The organism is Pseudomonas sp. GW821-FHT09D08 (assembly GCF_059416305.1).
In genome coordinates this window covers 1-17630 of record NZ_JBWKOX010000024.1, presented here as the reverse complement: position 1 = coordinate 17630, position 17630 = coordinate 1, and the positions used below count along the sequence as shown (strand labels likewise).

The window sequence follows — 17630 nt, the reverse complement described above, 5'->3', positions numbered from 1 at the left end:
CGCCACGGTGTGGCGTAGCCTTAAAGGTTCTGGCTACCTGGGTTGCTGTCAACGACAGCGCTTTGCCCGATCTTTTCTACGCCTGTGGATAATTCGGGTCAAGGCTCGAATTTTCGGGAACTCTGCGGCTGTGGATGAAATTATCCACCGGTGGAAATCGGTGGTTTTCCACAGACAATTCGCGTGGGCTTTAGATTTTTTAAGTGAGGTCCATCCAGACAGGGCGGCTTTGCAGCCCTGTCTGGATGGACCCGCGTGGAAGGGCGGACTGCGGTGATCTCATTGGCTTATCCACGTTTGGATGCGCCACGGCTATTTTGTAGGGTGGTGATGTTGTCGCCGACTGGGTGAGCGAATTCGTGGGGCGTCACATGCCCATGGCGGTTGGCGTCGATGTAGTTGCTCCACCACGCCATGATCAGCCTGCGCTGTTCCAGAAATTCGGCCTTGTGGATATAGGCGGCGCGCACGCGGTTGCGCTCCTTATGACTCATTTGCCGTTCGATGGCTGCGTCGGTCCATAACCCGGACTCCAGCAGGGCGCTACAGGCCATGGTCCTGAAGCCGTGGCCGCACACGTCCTTGCTGGTGTCATAGCCGACGTTGCGGAGCATGGTGTTCACCGTGTTCTCGGACATGGGCTTCCAGTACTTGTGGTCGCCCGGTAGCACCAACTCTGAAAAGCGACTGAGGCTGCGCAGGCGCTCCAGTATTTCGATGACCTGCGGCGAGAGTGGGACCATTTGAATGTCGCCGTTCATCTTGGTCCCTCGTGTGGAGTTGCGTACCCCTTCAATCGGTGTGCGCGTATCGGGGATTTCCCACATGGCGCGTTGGAAGTCGAACTCACTCCATCGAGCGAAGCGCAACTCGCTGGAGCGGACGAACACATGCAGAGTCAGCAGCACGGCAAGGCGCGTCAGCTCGCGGCCGTTGTAGTTGTCGATACGGTGCAGCAGTTCGGGTAGGCGGTTGAGGGAGAGGGCCGGGCGATGGACTGCGCGCGGCGCGTGAATCGAGCCTGCCAGATCCAGTGCAGGATTCATGGTGATCTGCCGAGCCCTTTTGGCCCCGCGCATGATGGTGGATAAGTAGTTCTGTACCCTTAACGCCACATCCATGGTGCCGCGTTCCTTGATGCGCTGGGTGATCTCTAGCAGGTCATGGGTATCGAGTTCAGCGATGGGTCGTTGGCCGATCAGCGGGAAGACGTGGGTACGCAGTCGGCTCATCACGGTTTTTGCGTGTCCTTCGGTCCAGCGGCGGGACATATCGGCGTGCCACTCCAGGGCAACGGTTTCGAAAAGCAGTGCCGCCCGCTGGGCTACGATCTTGGCCTTCTTCTTTTCTTCCATTGGATCGAGGTTGTCTAGCAGCAACGCCTTGGCTTCGTCTCGCTTACGTCGTGCGACGGAAAGGGTAACGATGGGGTAATTTCCGATGATGAGCGTGCCTTCCTTGCCGCTGGGCTTGGTGTACTTCAAGCGCCAGGTCTTCACGCCATTGGGTTTGACGAAAAGGTACATGCCTCCGCCGTCGAACAGTTTGTAGGCGCGTTCGCGGGTTTTGGCCGTGCGGCATTGCAGGTCGCTGAGAGGGATAGCTAGACGTGGCATAGGGGTACGCGCTCCTGATCGGGAAATCGCAGTACCCCTAACATACCCTCGGGGAAGGGGGATTTTGTTGGATCCCGACAGAGGGTCCTGGAACGAAAAAACCCGCCAAAGGGCGGGTTTTCGGGGCTTCCAGAGCATTCGGTGGAATGCAATGGAGCCTAATGTGGTGCCGGCACCAGGAGTCGAACCCGGGACCTACTGATTACAAGTCAGTTGCTCTACCAACTGAGCTATACCGGCGTGTTAGGGCGACGATTATAGCGACTGCCAAGGTTCTGTAAACCCCTGAAATCTGACTATTTTTGCGAAAACCCAAGTTTTCGCACATCTCCCCGCATTTCTCCGTGCCGCCAGCAAAAAATCAACGCTCGTGCATCGCCTCTGCGCGGGATTTGATGATCGGCTTGAGCAGGTAGCTCAGGATGCTCTTCTTGCCCGTGATGATGTCCACGGAGGCAACCATGCCCGGGATGATCAGCAACGGTTTCTCATCGGTGCCCAGGTGGCTGCGGTCGGTGCGCAACTTGATGACGTAGAAGGTGTTTTTCTTTTCTTCGTCCATCACGGTGTCGGCACCGATTGTCTCGAGTTTGCCTTTGAGGCCACCGTAGATGGTGTAGTCGTAGGCGGTGAATTTGATCATGGCTTCCTGGCCGGGGTGCAGGAAGGCGATGTCTTGTGGGCGGATCTTCGCTTCCACCAGCAGGGTGTCGTCCAGTGGCACCACTTCGGCCATGTCGCTGCCGGGCTGGATCACGCCGCCGACGGTGTTGACCAGCATCTGCTTGACGATGCCGCGCACGGGCGAGGTGACCATGGTGCGGCTGACGCGGTCTTCCAAGCCTTTGGAGGTGGCCTGGGCCTTGCTCAGGTTGGTGCGGGCTTCGTTCAGTTGAGCCAGGGCTTCGCTGCGAAACTTGCCGCGGGTCTCGTCGATTTTGCGCTGCACTTCGTTGATGGCGGCCTGGGCGCGGGGGATGGCCAGGGTTGTGCCGTCGAGCATGCCGCGGGTTTCGACCTCGGAGCGTTTGAGGCGCAGCACTTCTACCGGCGAGATCGCGCCTTGCTGTACCAGTGGTTCGGACATGCCGATTTCCTGGCGCAGCAGGTTCAGGCTATTGCGGTATTGGTCCTGCTTGGAGCTGAACTCACGTAGCTCCTGCTGGCGTTGCAGCAGCTGTTGTTGCAGCCCGCCAATTTCGTCTGCCAGCTGCTGGCGGCGGCTGAGGTACAGCGACTCTTCGTTCGAGGCCTGGTTGGGCACGGCTTTACGTGCGGCATCGGTGATGTTCAGCGGTCGATTGTCGACCTCGGCGCTGAGGCGTTCCACGCGCAGTTCCATGGCCACGCGGTCGGCTTCGGTTTCGCCGACGTTGGAGGCAAATCGCGTATCGTCCAGGCGCACCAGCGGCGCGCCGGCTTCGACGATCTGCCCTTCATGCACGTAGATCTGCGCGACGATGCCGCCTTCCAGGTTCTGGATCTTCTGGATGCGCGACGAGGGGATTGCCTTGCCTTCGCCCTTGGTCACTTCGTCGATGATCGCGAAGTGGGCCCAGAGCAGCAGGAACACGAAGAAGCCGATCACGCCCCAGATGGTCAGGCGCACGATGCGGGGTGCGTCGTCGATCAGGGCCTTTTCGACCTCGGGCAGTGGCTGGTCATCGAGGGAGTCGCGGCCCTTGAAATAGCGGAAGATGACGTCCTTCAAACGGCCTGCGCCGGACTTAAGCAACACTGATCTGCCCCTTTTTCAGCGCTTCCATAACGGCCGCCTTTGGACCGTCTGCGAGGATCTGGCCACGGTCGATCACCAACAGGCGGTCGACCAGGCTCAACAGCGAAGCGCGGTGGGTGACGAGAATCACCGTCTTGTTTTCGATAACCGACTGCAGGCGCTGTTTCAAGCGCTCTTCACCGGTGTTGTCCATGGCGCTGGTGGGTTCGTCCAGCAGCAGAATCGGCGGGTTCAGCAGCAGCGCACGCGCCAGGGCGACGTTCTGGCGCTGGCCGCCGGAGAGGTTTTGCCCGCGCTCGCCCACTTGCAGTTCGTAACCTTGCGGGTGCAGCCTGGCGAATTCATGCACGCCGGCGAGTTCTGCGGCTTGCAGCACCATCTCATCGTCCACGTAGCGCGCCCCTGAGACCAGGTTGTCACGCAAGGTGCCGGCCAGCAGTTGGATGTCCTGGGCAACGTAGCCGATGTTGTGGCGCAATTCGCTGACGTCGATCTGGCGGATGTCCACGCCATCCACCAGCAACGAGCCGGAGTCCGGCTGGTACAGGCCGACCAGCAGCTTGGCCAGCGAGCTTTTGCCCGAGCCGCTGCGGCCGATGATGCCGATTTTCTCGCCGGGACGAACATTCAGGTTGATGCCGCGCAGGGCCAGGGTTTGCTGGTTCGGGTAGGTGAAGTCGACCTCGCGGAACGTCATCGCACCTTGCAGCGATTTGCGGCTGAGCGGGCGCTCGTCGAAGTTGCGTTCCTGGGGGAGCTCCATCATCTGGTCCACCGAGACCATCGTCACCTTGGCTTGCTGGTAGCGGGTGAGCAGGCCCGACAGCTGGGCCAACGGGCCAAGCGCGCGGCCGCTGAGCATGTAGCACGCCACCAGGCCGCCCATGCTGAGGGTGCCGTCGATGATCTGGTACACACCGAAGATGATCATCGCCACGCCCGCCACTTGCTGGATCAGCAACGTGATGTTCATCGCCAGGCCGGACAAGACCTTGACCCGCAGTTCCAGGCGGCTGAGGGTGCCAATTGTCTGTTCCCACTGGTATTGACGTTCGCTTTCGGCGTTGTTGACCTTTACCGCATCCAGCCCGGCGAGGGTTTCGATCAGGCTCGACTGCCGTTCGGCACCCAGGGCCATGGTGCGCTCGAGTGTCGCGGTCAGGGGTTTTTGCAGGAAATGGCCGATACCCAGGGCCAGCGGGAAGGCGACGATGGGAATCCACACCAGGTGGCCGCCCAGCAGCGCGATCACCGCGAGGATGATCAGGGTAAAAGGCAAATCGATCAGGCTGGTGAGGGTCAGGGAGGTGAGGAAGTCGCGCATCCCCTGAAACTCGTGGATGTTGGAGGCGTAGCTGCCGACGCGCGCCGGGCGCATTTTCATCGACATGCCCACGATGCGCTCGAACAGCGTCGCGGAAATGATCAGGTCGGTTTTCTTGCCCGCAAGGTCCAGGCACAGGCTGCGCATGCTCTTGAGCAACAAGTCGAACAGGTAGGCGCCGCAAATACCGATAGCCAGCACCCACAGGGTGGCGGTGGCCTGGTTCGGCACCACGCGGTCGTACACGTTCATCACAAACAGCGGTGCGGCCAGGGCGATCAGGTTGATCACCAGGCTCGCGGCGATGGCGTCGGCGTAGAGCCAGCGCGAACGTTTGAGCGTGTCCTTGAACCACGAGCGTGCGCGCGGGATCAGCGTGCCGCTGGTGATATCAAATTTATGCTGCGGTTGGGCGAAGAACACCCGGCCGCTGTAATCCTGGCTCAACACCTCACGGGTGACCTGGACTTCGCCGCCGTCACTTTCGCTGAGCAACAGGCGGGCGGTATCGCCTTCCCATCCCAGCAGCACCGCACTGCGCCCTTCCTTTAACAGCAGCAAGGCCGGTAATGCGATGGACGGGATCTGCTCCAGCTTGCGCTGCAGCAAACGTCCCTGCAAACCTGCTCGTGCGGCTGCACGCGGCAGCAGGTCTGGGCTCAGGCGCTGCCCGGCCAAGGGCAGGCCGGTGGTCAGCATGGCCCGGCTGGCAGGCTTGTAATGCAGTGAGCAGAGAGCCAACAACCCATCCAGCAACGGGTCGTCATGCTGAGTGCGCGGGTCATGGTTGAGTTGCGCCAAACCTATTTCAGAATCCAAGCTGACTCTCTCTTAAACGGTTGTGTGGTCCAACGCCGTCAAGAATCAGTTCATCCCTGGCAGGTTTACCGACGGTTTAATATCGTTCTGCACAACTGATGCCAGCGGGGCAACCACACCCTGACTTCTCAGCAGTTGGCCCATGTCGGCCTTGATTCGATACTGGGTGTAGATATAGAGGCTCTTGATCTGTGCCAAACGCTGCTGAGCGGTGAACAGTTCGTTCTCGCTGTCGAGCAAGTCGAGCAGTGTACGCTCACCCAGGCTGAACTGCTGCTGGTAAGAGGTGCGCACTTTGGTGCTGCGGTCGACGTACTGTTGCGCGATCGGCACCTGCTGGCTGGCATTGTTGTAGGCGTTCCACGCCAGGCCGAGTTCTTCGTTCAACTGACGCAGGGCGTTGTTGCGAATGTCCAGCGCCTGAGTGGCCTGGGAGGCCTTGGACTGCAGGCTGGCCTTGTCGCTGCCGCCGTTGTAGAGGTTGAACTGCATGTTCAGCATGGCGGAGTAGCCATTGTCATGGCCTTCTTCACCGCCAATGTTGTTGTTGGCCGAGCGTTGCAGCACCGCATCGAAGCGCGGGTAGAAGGTCGACTTGGCGGCTTCGTACTGCTTTTCGGCAGCCGCGATGTCTGACTCGGCAGAACGCAATACCGGGCTGTCCGCGATCATCTCACGGCGTGCCTGATCCAGGCTGGCCGGCAGGGCGGTCACAATACCCATCGGCTTTTCCAACTGGTCCGGCTCTTTGCCGACCACGCTCAGGAAATTGGTGTTTGCGTCCGCCAGGTTGGTCTGCTCGGTGATCAGGTTGTTTTGCGCCTGAGCCAGGCGGGCTTCGGCCTGGTCCATGTCCGCCATCCTGCCCACGCCGCGGCTGGTACGCAGTTTGATCTGGTCAAAAATGCGTTCGTGGCTTTTCAGGTTGTCTTCTGCCAATTGCACCATCTCGCGACGGGTCAGGACATCCAGATAAACCTGGGCGACCGTCAGTGCGGTGCGCTCGGACGTATTGAGCAGCGCATACCCACGGGAGTTGGCGGTGGCTTGTTGGCGGCCGACTTCATTAATGGTGCCAAAGCCCTGGAACAAATTTTGTTGCAGGCGGATGGTCGATTCGCCGCGGTTCAGGGTTTTCCAATCATGGCTGTTGCTGGCGGCGCGGGTCGAGGTGTTGTCGGAGCTTTCACGGCCATAACCGCCCAACACGTCGACTTTAGGCAGATAACCGCCCTGGGCCTCTCTGACCTGGTAGTCAGCGGCGATGCGCGCATTGATAGCTGCCTGGATCTCCGGGTGGTTTTCCACAGCGCTTTGCATTGCCTCGGGCAGGGTCTGCGCCTGAACGAAACTGGCGGCTAAAGCAAAAGGCATAGCTTTAAAAAGTTGCAAACGCATTTTGGTGTTTCCCCGGGGATTGGTTGCCTGAAAAACCGCAACAAAATTGGAATATTGCATTGGAGTGGCAACTCGAAACGCCCGTTTTTCTTGGGTGCCGAAGGGCGTAAACAGAAAGTCGCGAGGCCGCTTAAATATCAATGTGACATTACTGGGCGGATTGTTTAGGATGACGCCCAATAGGTCAATACCTTGACGGAAAAGTAATTTGATGAACCAAACAACAAATTATTGACGCCAAAATAACCACGCAAAATGTAAGTACTCCAGCTATCGATCGGCAAAGAGAAAGAAGCCGGTCTCCATGATGGATACCATTGAACGGTAATACACGGAGAGTCTTTTTTATGAGCAGCGTTGCGGTCGTCAAAAGCATTGTCGGTCAGGTGTTTGCGGTTTCCCCTGAAGGGATTCGTCGTCTGCTTGTAGAAGGGGATCGCTTGTTCGCTGGGGAGCAGGTCGACACCGGCCCGGCAGGCGCCGTGTCTCTGGAACTGGCCGACGGCCGTATTCTCGATCTGGGCCGTGACAGTCAGTGGAGCGCGAACGCTCCTGACTCGGTGACCGACCTCAGCGCCGCCACTGCTCAAGCCGCACCGTCTGTTGCTGAACTCCAGCAAGCCATCGCTGCCGGCGCCGACCCGACCCAAGATCTCGAAGCCACTGCCGCCGGCCAAACCGCTGCTGGTTCAGACGGCGGTTCCGTAGGTGGTGGTCACAGCTTTGTTGTGCTGGACGCCACGGCTGGCGTGGTTGACCCCACCATCGGCTACCCGACGACCGGCTTGAATGCCGCTGATGCGGTGAACACTGTTCTCACTGGCGCCGACAATAATGGCGTCGACCCACGCAACGTCACCATCACCCTGACTGCCACGCCAACCATCACCGAAGCCGGTGGTGTTGTGGCCTATACGGTGTTTATCACCCAGGCGCCGACCAGCGACCTCACCGTGACCTTGTCCAACGGCCTCGCTGTCGTGATCGCCGCCGGCCAGACCTCGGGTGTGCTGAACGTCACGTTTGCCGGTAATGACACGCCTTACCTGGACGCTTCGTCGATTTCCGCGACCATCGCCGGTACCTCCGGCGGCGGCAACCTGATCATCACCACCGACCCGACGCCGGCGGTGACGCAGATCAACGACACCATCGACACCACCACCGTCACCCTGACTGCGACTGCATCGGTGGATGAGGGCGGCAAGATCGTCTACACCGCGACGGTGACCAACGCGGCGCAGACCGACGTTGTCATCAAGCTGTCCAACGACCAGACCATTACCATCGAAGCCGGTAAAACCACCGGTACGGTCAGTGTGGACACACCTGCCAACCTGGCGGATGGCAAAGACCTTACCGTCAGCGCCACCATTACCAGTGCCGCCGGTGGTAATTACGAGAACCTGGCGATCAATCCTGCGCCGGCCACTTCCACTGTTGTTGCTGTGGATGATCCCAGTGTCTTGGTTGCCGATACCAACACGATTGTCGAAGATAGCGTCGCTACCGGCAACGTACTGAGCAATGACAGCGACATTGATAACGTATTGACTGTCGCGACCTTCAACGTGGCGGGTACCACCTACAACGCAGGCCAGACCGCGATCATTGCAGGCGTGGGCAGCATCACGATTGGTGCCGATGGCGCGTATGCGTTTACGCCGGCTAAGGATTACAGCGGCGAAGTGCCGCAGATTGGCTACACCACCAATACCGGCTCGAGCAGCACGTTGACGGTGACGATTACACCGGTCAACGACGCGCCCGTCATCAGTATTGCGCCGCAAACCCTCGATGAGAACGCCGCTACAGCGGGTACCGTCGCTGGTACTTTCACCGCGACCGATGCAGAAACACCACGCGAAGGGTTGACTGTTTCCTTCACGGGTAACAGCAACGCGGATGGCTACTACGCCATCGTTGATAACAACGTTGTGTTGACTCAGAAAGGTGCGGATTTTGTTAACGCCGGCAATCAACTGCCGAAGATCGATCTGACCGTCACCGACCCTGAAGGCCTGAACTCCAACGGCACTGGCCAGCCGACCGTTACTCTGCACAACGACGAGCCGGTCATCAGCGTTGCGCCAGTCACCATCGACGAGAACTCCGCTACGGCGGGTACCGTCGCTGGCCGCTTCACCGCGACTGATGAAGAAACGCCTCGCGAAGGCCTGACTGTTTCCTTCACCGGCAACAGCAACGCAGACGGCTACTACGCCATCGTTGATAACAACGTTGTGTTGACTCAGAAGGGTGCCGATTTTGTTAACGCCGGCAATCAACTGCCGAAGATTGACCTGACCGTTACTGATCCAGAAGGCGCCAGCTCTAATGGCACCGGTCAACCGACCGTTACCCTGCACAACGACGTGCCGGTCATCAGCGTCGCACCAGAAACCATTGATGAAAACTCCGCCACAGCGGGCACCGTTGCTGGCCGCTTCACCGCGACCGATGAAGAAACCCCTCGCGAAGGCCTGACTGTTTCCTTCACCGGCAACAGCAATGCCGACGGCTACTACGCCATCGTCGATAACAACGTCGTGCTGACCCAGAAGGGCGCGGACTTTGTTAACGCCGGCAATCAACTGCCGAAGATTGACCTGACCGTCACTGACCCAGAAGGCCTGAACTCCAACGGCACCGGCCAACCGACCGTCACTCTGCACAACGACGTGCCGGTCATCAGCGTTTCCCCAGAAACCATTGATGAAAACTCCGCCACAGCGGGCACCGTTGCTGGCCGTTTCACTGCGACCGACGAAGAAACCCCACGCGAAGGCCTGACTGTCTCCTTCACCGGCAACAGCAACGCAGACGGCTACTACGCTATCGTTGATAACAACGTCGTGCTGACCCAGAAGGGCGCGGACTTCGTTAACGCCGGCAATCAACTGCCGAAGATTGACCTGACCGTTACTGATCCAGAAGGCGCCAGCTCTAATGGCACCGGTCAACCGACCGTTACCTTGCACAACGACGTGCCAGTGATCAGCGTCGCACCAGAAACCATCGATGAAAACTCCGCTACAGCGGGCACTGTCGCTGGCCGCTTCACTGCGACCGATGAAGAAACGCCACGCGAAGGTTTGACCGTCTCCTTCACCGGCAACAGCAACGCGGATGGCTACTACGCCATCGTCGATAACAACGTCGTGCTAACCCAGAAAGGTGCCGACTTCGTTAACGCCGGCAATCAACTGCCGAAGATTGACCTGACCGTTACCGACCCAGAAGGCGCCAACTCCAACGGCACCGGCCAACCGACCGTCACTCTGCACAACGACGTGCCGGTCATCAGCGTTTCCCCAGAAACCATCGATGAGAACTCCGCCACTGCGGGCACCGTTGCTGGCCGCTTCACTGCGACCGATGAAGAAACCCCACGCGAAGGTTTGACTGTCTCTTTCACCGGCAGCAGCAACGCGGACGGCTACTACGCCATCGTTGATAACAACGTCGTGCTGACTCAGAAGGGCGCGGACTTTGTTAACGCCGGCAACCAACTGCCGAAGATCGATCTGACCGTCACTGATCCAGAAGGCCTGAACTCCAACGGCACTGGCCAGCCGACCGTTACTCTGCACAACGACGTGCCAGTGATCGCTGTTACCCCGGAAACCATTGATGAGAACTCCGCTACGGCGGGTACCGTCGCAGGTCGCTTCACTGCGACCGATGAAGAAACGCCACGCGAAGGTTTGACCGTCTCCTTCACCGGCAACAGCAACGCGGATGGCTACTACGCCATCGTCGATAACAACGTCGTGCTAACCCAGAAAGGTGCCGACTTCGTTAACGCCGGCAATCAACTGCCGAAAATCGATCTGACCGTCACTGATCCAGAAGGCCTGAACTCCAACGGCACCGGCCAGCCGACCGTTACCTTGCACAACGACGTGCCGGTCATCAGCGTTTCCCCAGAAACCATCGATGAAAACTCCGCTACAGCGGGCACCGTCGCTGGCCGCTTCACTGCGACCGATGAAGAAACCCCACGCGAAGGTTTGACTGTCTCTTTCACCGGCAGCAGCAATGCCGACGGCTACTACAGCCTGTCCGGCAACAACGTTGTACTGACGCAAAAAGGTGCGGACTTCGTTAACGCCGGCAATCAACTGCCGAAGATTGACCTGACTGTCACTGATCCTGAAGGCCTGAATTCCAACGGCACCGGTCAGCCGACCGTCACTCTGCACAACGATGTGCCGGTCATCAGCGTTTCCCCAGAAACCATCGATGAGAACTCCGCCACTGCGGGCACCGTTGCTGGCCGCTTCACTGCGACCGATGAAGAAACCCCACGCGAAGGTTTGACTGTCTCTTTCACCGGCAGCAGCAACGCGGACGGCTACTACGCCATCGTTGATAACAACGTCGTGCTGACTCAGAAGGGCGCTGACTTTGTTAACGCCGGCAATCAACTGCCGAAGATTGATCTGACGGTTACCGATCCAGAGGGGCTTAGCTCCAATGGCACTGGTCAGCCTACTGTCACTCTGCATAACGACGTGCCGGTCATCAGTGTCGCCCCGGAAACCATCGATGAAAACTCCGCCACCGCGGGCACCGTCGCTGGCCGCTTCACTGCGACCGATGAAGAAACCCCACGCGAAGGCCTGACTGTTTCCTTCACCGGCAACAGCAATGCCGACGGCTACTACGCCATCGTTGATAACAACGTCGTGCTGACCCAGAAGGGCGCGGACTTCGTTAACGCCGGCAATCAACTGCCGAAAATCGATCTGACCGTCACTGATCCAGAAGGCCTGAACTCCAACGGCACCGGGCAACCGACCGTTACTCTTCACAATGACGTGCCAGTGATCAGCGTCGCGCCAGAAACCATCGATGAGAACTCCGCTACGGCGGGTACCGTCGCAGGTCGCTTCACTGCGACCGACGAAGAAACCCCACGCGAAGGCCTAACTGTCTCTTTCACCGGCAACAGCAATGCCGACGGCTACTACGCCATCGTTGATAACAACGTTGTACTGACGCAAAAAGGTGCGGACTTCGTTAACGCCGGCAATCAACTGCCGAAGATTGACCTGACTGTCACTGATCCTGAAGGCCTGAATTCCAACGGCACCGGTCAGCCGACCGTCACTCTGCACAACGATGTGCCGGTCATCAGCGTTTCCCCAGAAACCATCGATGAGAACTCCGCCACTGCGGGCACCGTTGCTGGCCGCTTCACTGCGACCGATGAAGAAACCCCACGCGAAGGTTTGACTGTCTCTTTCACCGGCAACAGCAACGCAGACGGCTACTACGCCATCGTTGATAACAACGTTGTGTTGACTCAGAAGGGTGCCGATTTTGTTAACGCCGGCAATCAACTGCCGAAGATTGACCTGACCGTTACTGATCCAGAAGGCGCCAGCTCTAATGGCACCGGTCAACCGACCGTTACCCTGCACAACGACGTGCCGGTCATCAGCGTCGCACCAGAAACCATTGATGAAAACTCCGCCACAGCGGGCACCGTTGCTGGCCGCTTCACCGCGACCGATGAAGAAACCCCTCGCGAAGGCCTGACTGTTTCCTTCACCGGCAACAGCAATGCCGACGGCTACTACGCCATCGTCGATAACAACGTTGTGCTGACCCAGAAGGGCGCGGATTTTGTTAATGCCGGCAATCAACTGCCGAAGATTGACCTGACCGTCACTGATCCTGAAGGCCTGAATTCCAACGGCACCGGTCAGCCGACCGTTACCCTGCACAACGACGTGCCAGTGATCAGCGTCGCACCAGAAACCATTGATGAAAACTCCGCTACAGCGGGCACCGTCGCTGGCCGCTTCACCGCGACCGATGAAGAAACCCCTCGCGAAGGCCTGACTGTCTCCTTCACCGGCAACAGCAATGCCGACGGCTACTACGCCATCGTTGATAACAACGTTGTGTTGACTCAGAAAGGTGCAGATTTTGTTAACGCCGGCAATCAACTGCCGAAGATCGATCTGACCGTCACTGATCCTGAAGGCCTGAACTCCAACGGCACTGGCCAGCCGACCGTTACTCTGCACAACGACGTGCCAGTGATCAGCGTTGCACCAGAAACCATTGATGAAAACTCCGCTACAGCGGGCACCGTCGCTGGCCGCTTCACCGCGACCGACGAAGAAACCCCACGCGAAGGCCTGACTGTCTCCTTCACCGGCAACAGCAACGCAGACGGCTACTACAGCCTGTCCGGCAATAACGTTGTACTGACCCAGAAAGGCGCCGATTTCGTCAACGCCGGCAATCAACTGCCGAAAATCGACCTGACCGTCACCGACCCAGAAGGCGCCAGCTCCAACGGCACCGGTCAACCAACCGTCACCCTGGTCGACGACACCCCAACCGCCGCCGATAACCATATCGAGAGCAACGAAGACACCCCAATCGAGCTGACCTGGGGGACTTTTGGCGTACACGATGAGGATTCCACGAGTCCGGCAGTGGTGTTCACCAGCCTGCCTGCCGGTTCCATCGAATACAAAGTCAACGGTGAGTGGGTCAAGCTCACCACGGCCGATCTGAAAACCGACACCTCGCCGGGCAAGGCCTTCACCCAGGCTGATTTCGATAACCACGACGTGCGTTACAGCCCGGCGGCCAATGAGTCGGGCGACAACAGCTTCGGCGGCACCGGCGTGGGTAACAAGCAAGGTGATTACACCGAGCTGAAGTTCCAGGCGACTGACGGCAACTCCTACAGCGAGACCAAAACCATCACCGTGGATATCCACCCGGTGACGGATGTGCCAATCCTGAACATCGGCCAAGTGCCAACCGGTTTGACCATTCAAACCTGGACCGGCAGCAACCTGCCAGGTGCCTTGGGCACCAATGGCCAAGGCGTCACCGAGTCCAGCACCCTGATTAAGGTGATCAACGCCCAAACCGCTGATAGCGCAGCCTCCACAGGCGTGACCAGCAATGTGAGCAACGGGAATGTGGCCGAAGGCACCGCGACCAAAGTGTCGGGCCTGGTTTACCTGGAAGCCGGTCAGAGCTACACCTTCACCGGTACTGCCGACGATAGCCTGGCAATCACCGTGGGCGGGAAGCTGGTCGCTTCCGAGACCTGGAGCCAGGGCAACGGGATTGGCGGGTCGTCCTATACGCCGACCGAGTCGGGTTATTACACCCTCGACATCTACCACTACAACCAGAACGGTCCGGGCAACTACGACGTCAACGTGTCGATCAACAACGGCCCGTCGGTGTCGCTGGGCAGCAGCGGTGTGCAGACCTACACCAGTGCAGCAGCATTGGAAGCCGCCGGCATGGTGCTCGGTGACAGCCATGTGGTGAATGGCGAAGGCTATTACACCGGCAACGTCTACAACCACGGCCTGGAAGACACCGCGATCAAGATCGCGCCGATTACTGCCACGTTTGTCGACAACGACGGCTCGGAAGCCCATAAGGTTGAAATCAGCGGCTTGCCGGAAGGCGCCGTACTCACCGATGGCACCACGGGCCATAGCATCGTCTCGACCGGCGCGAACACGCTGTACGACGTGAGCACCTGGAACCTGAGCACCCTGACCGTTACACCGTTCAAGGATTCCACGGCCAGTTTCGACCTGACCGTGACGGCTACGGCCAAAGAGTTGAGCACCAACGTTGAAGAAGTCACGACCGGCAAAATCAGCATCGTGGTCACGGCGGTCGATGACGCCCCAGTATTGGGTAACGGTTCGACCAACGCATTTGGCGACACCTACATCGAAGGCAAGCCAGGCGGCTACGTTGCCGCGAACCTGACCATCACCGACGTCGACAGCGACACCCTGAAAAGTGCCAAAGTTACGCTGGTCAACCACTTGACCGACGACGTACTGATCGCAGATGTCAGCAACACCAAAATCACCGTCAACTATGACAAGGGCACTGGCGTACTGACCCTGTCCGGCGAAGCCACGAAGGCCGAATACCAGGAAGTCCTGCGTTCTGTGCACTTCGCCAGCGAAAGCGAAGACCCGAGCCCGGCCAATCGCAACCTGACCATCACCGTGAACGACGGCCATTCGGACTCGGCTCCGGTGACCTCCGTGGTCTACGTGGTTCCGGTCAACGATAAACCGGTGGTCAGTTTTGACAGCACCACGTTTGTCGAGCAAAAAGCGGCGGTGGCACTGGTCGACAACCTGAGCATCACAGACGTCGACAACAAAACCTTCAGCAAAGTGGTGGTCACGGTTGATCACCTGGTGTCCGGTGACCTGCTCAGCAACGCCGACGTGCTCAAGGCGCTCGCCATTGCCGGTATCACCATCACCGAAAGCGGCAGCGCCGCCGATGGAAAAATCATCTACACCCTGACCAGCAACTCGCCAGCCGGTAGCAGCGCTGCCGACTTCATCAAGCTGGTTGAAGCGATCACCTTCCAGGCCCCGGGTAACAATCCGGTTGGCACTGATCGCACTGTCACTATCGACGTCACCGATAACGGTGGCGGTAACCTCGACCGTGAGCCGCCGGAAACCGCCAGCGCCACTGGCAAGGTCACCGTCGAGCTGTTCAACGACGCCCCGACTGCATCGGCTAACGCGGCCGGTGCTGACGAAGACCATGCGGCCACGATCGTCCTGAGCGGCGCCGATGTGGACGGCTCCGTCGCCAACTTCGTCATCAAGACGTTGCCGGATAACGGCAAGCTGTACAGTGACGCCAGCCTGACAACCGAACTCAAAGTCGGCGATTCGGTACCCGCGGGTGCCGATGGCAAGGCGGCGGTCTACTTCTCCCCGACTGCTGACTGGAGCGGCACAACGTCGGTCACCTTCACGTCGGTCGACAACGGCGGTAAAGCCAGCGCTGAAACCACTGCCCCAGTGACGATCGCTCCGGTCACCGACGCGCCGTACCTGAACCTGCTCGGTGGCGGCGCCGTCACCTCGATCAACTTCGACAGCGCGCACCTCAACGGTTCGTGGAGCACCGTCGCTGTCGGCGATGCCAACAATGCGGCCGGCAATGGCGCCACTCCAGCCACCCAATGGTTGACCGGTAATAGCGACGGCAAAGTCGAAATCGGCCAAAGCAGCATTTATGGCGTAGAAACCCCAGGCAACAGCCAGGTCATCGAACTCGAGAAAAATGCCGGCGACGACGCCAGCCTGTACACCATCATCAAGGCCGAAAGCGGCACGGCGTACAGCATTTCGGTGGACTACTCCCCGCGCGCCGGGGCTGAGACCAATTCGGTCATCGATGTGTTCTGGGGCGGCGTCAAAGTCGGCACCCTGGACACCACCGTCGTTGGCATGAAAACCTACACCTTCGTGGTGCCGGTCACCGCTGACGGTGATGCCAAGCTTGAATTCAAGGCCCCGGCCGGCGAGACCAACAACTCCCTCGGCGGCGTGTTGGACAACATCAGCGTCACCCAGGTGCTGAACACCGGCCTGGAAGACCACGCCATCAAGTTGTCGGCCATCGACGCTTACGCCACCGACAAGGATGGTTCCGAGACGCTCAAGCTGGAAATCAGCGGTATTCCGGAAGGCGCGACCATCACCGATGGCAAAACGGGTCATACGTTTACTGCCAGCGCTGACGTTCACAGTGTCGACATCAGCCTGTGGGACAAGGCCACTCTGGTCTTCACCCCGGCACAAAACGCCAATGGCCTGGTGAACCTCACGGTGACCGCCACTGCGCAGGATGGCGATGCTGCTGCGGTTTCCAAGTCGATCACGCTGCCGATCAATGTGATTGCGGTCAACGATCTGCCCGTCATAGATGTCGTGGCGAACCCGCTGCAGGAAGGTGCCGTGGCGGAAGGCACCGTTGCCGGTCACTTTACCGTCAGCGATGTCGAGACACCGGTTGCTGAGCTGAAAGTCGGCTTCACCGGCGACAGCAACAAAGATGGCTACTACACCCTTCTTGGCAATGCTGTGGTGTTGACCCTGGCGGGTGCAAACTTCGTCAACGCGGGTAATAAGCTGCCTGCGATTGATCTGACCGTGACCGATGCCGATAAAGGCAGCTCGCACGCTACTGCCACGCCGGATGTGACGTTGGTAAACGACGTGCCGCTGATCAGTGTCGCGCCAGTCACTATTGATGAGAACTCTGCTACTGCGGGCACTGTCGCTGGCCGCTTCACCGCGACCGATGAAGAAACCCCACGCGAAGGCCTGACTGTTTCCTTCACGGGCAACAGCAACGCAGACGGCTACTACAGCCTGTCCGGCAACAACGTTGTACTGACCCAGAAGGGCGCGGACTTTGTTAACGCCGGTAATCAACTGCCGAAGATTGATCTGACCGTCACTGACCCTGAAGGTCTGAACTCCAACGGCACCGGTCAACCAACTGTCACTCTGCACAACGATGTGCCGGTCATCAGCGTTTCCCCAGAAACCATCGATGAAAACTCCGCTACTGCGGGTACCGTCGCTGGCCGCTTCACCGCGACTGATGAAGAAACGCCTCGCGAAGGCCTGACTGTTTCCTTCACGGGTAACAGCAATGCTGACGGCTACTACAGCCTGTCCGGCAACAACGTTGTACTGACCCAGAAGGGCGCGGACTTTGTTAACGCCGGTAATCAACTGCCGAAGATTGATCTGACCGTCACTGACCCTGAAGGTCTGAACTCCAACGGCACCGGTCAACCAACTGTCACTCTGCACAACGATGTGCCGGTCATCAGCGTTTCCCCAGAAACCATCGATGAAAACTCCGCTACTGCGGGTACCGTCGCTGGCCGCTTCAC

At 59.0% G+C, this 17630-nt stretch carries 5 protein-coding genes and 1 tRNA gene; 1 reads left to right on the top strand and 5 read right to left on the bottom strand.

Translation table 11 applies throughout. The features are described 5' to 3' along the window. Positions 1-287: 287 nt before the first annotated feature. From AC07OP_RS27715 to AC07OP_RS27695, 5 genes are all read right to left on the bottom strand, one after another. Positions 288-1616, bottom strand: coding sequence for a tyrosine-type recombinase/integrase (locus tag AC07OP_RS27715; protein WP_495102928.1), 1329 nt, complete (start codon positions 1614-1616; stop codon positions 288-290). Positions 1617-1780: 164 nt separating this feature from the next. Beyond that, a tRNA-Thr gene (locus AC07OP_RS27710) sits at positions 1781-1856 on the bottom strand. Positions 1857-1977: 121 nt separating this feature from the next. Further along, entirely contained in the window at positions 1978-3354 is a 1377-nt protein-coding gene (locus AC07OP_RS27705) for an HlyD family type I secretion periplasmic adaptor subunit (protein ID WP_495102929.1), read from the bottom strand. Then, positions 3344-5497: a type I secretion system permease/ATPase gene (locus tag AC07OP_RS27700; RefSeq protein ID WP_065941139.1), complete on the bottom strand. Its 2154-nt coding sequence runs from the start codon at positions 5495-5497 to the stop codon at positions 3344-3346. Before AC07OP_RS27700 ends, AC07OP_RS27705 begins: the two co-directional genes overlap by 11 nt. A gap of 45 nt (positions 5498-5542) precedes the next feature. Continuing rightward, positions 5543-6895 carry a TolC family outer membrane protein gene (locus tag AC07OP_RS27695; protein WP_065941140.1) on the bottom strand — a complete coding sequence of 451 codons (1353 nt, stop codon included), beginning with the start codon at positions 6893-6895 and terminating at the stop codon, positions 5543-5545. 347 nt (positions 6896-7242) lie between these two features. On the opposite strand from AC07OP_RS27695, the gene AC07OP_RS27690 reads away from it, so the two are divergent. Then, positions 7243-17630: retention module-containing protein (locus AC07OP_RS27690; protein WP_495109924.1), on the top strand; the 10388-nt coding region annotated here is incomplete at its 3' end.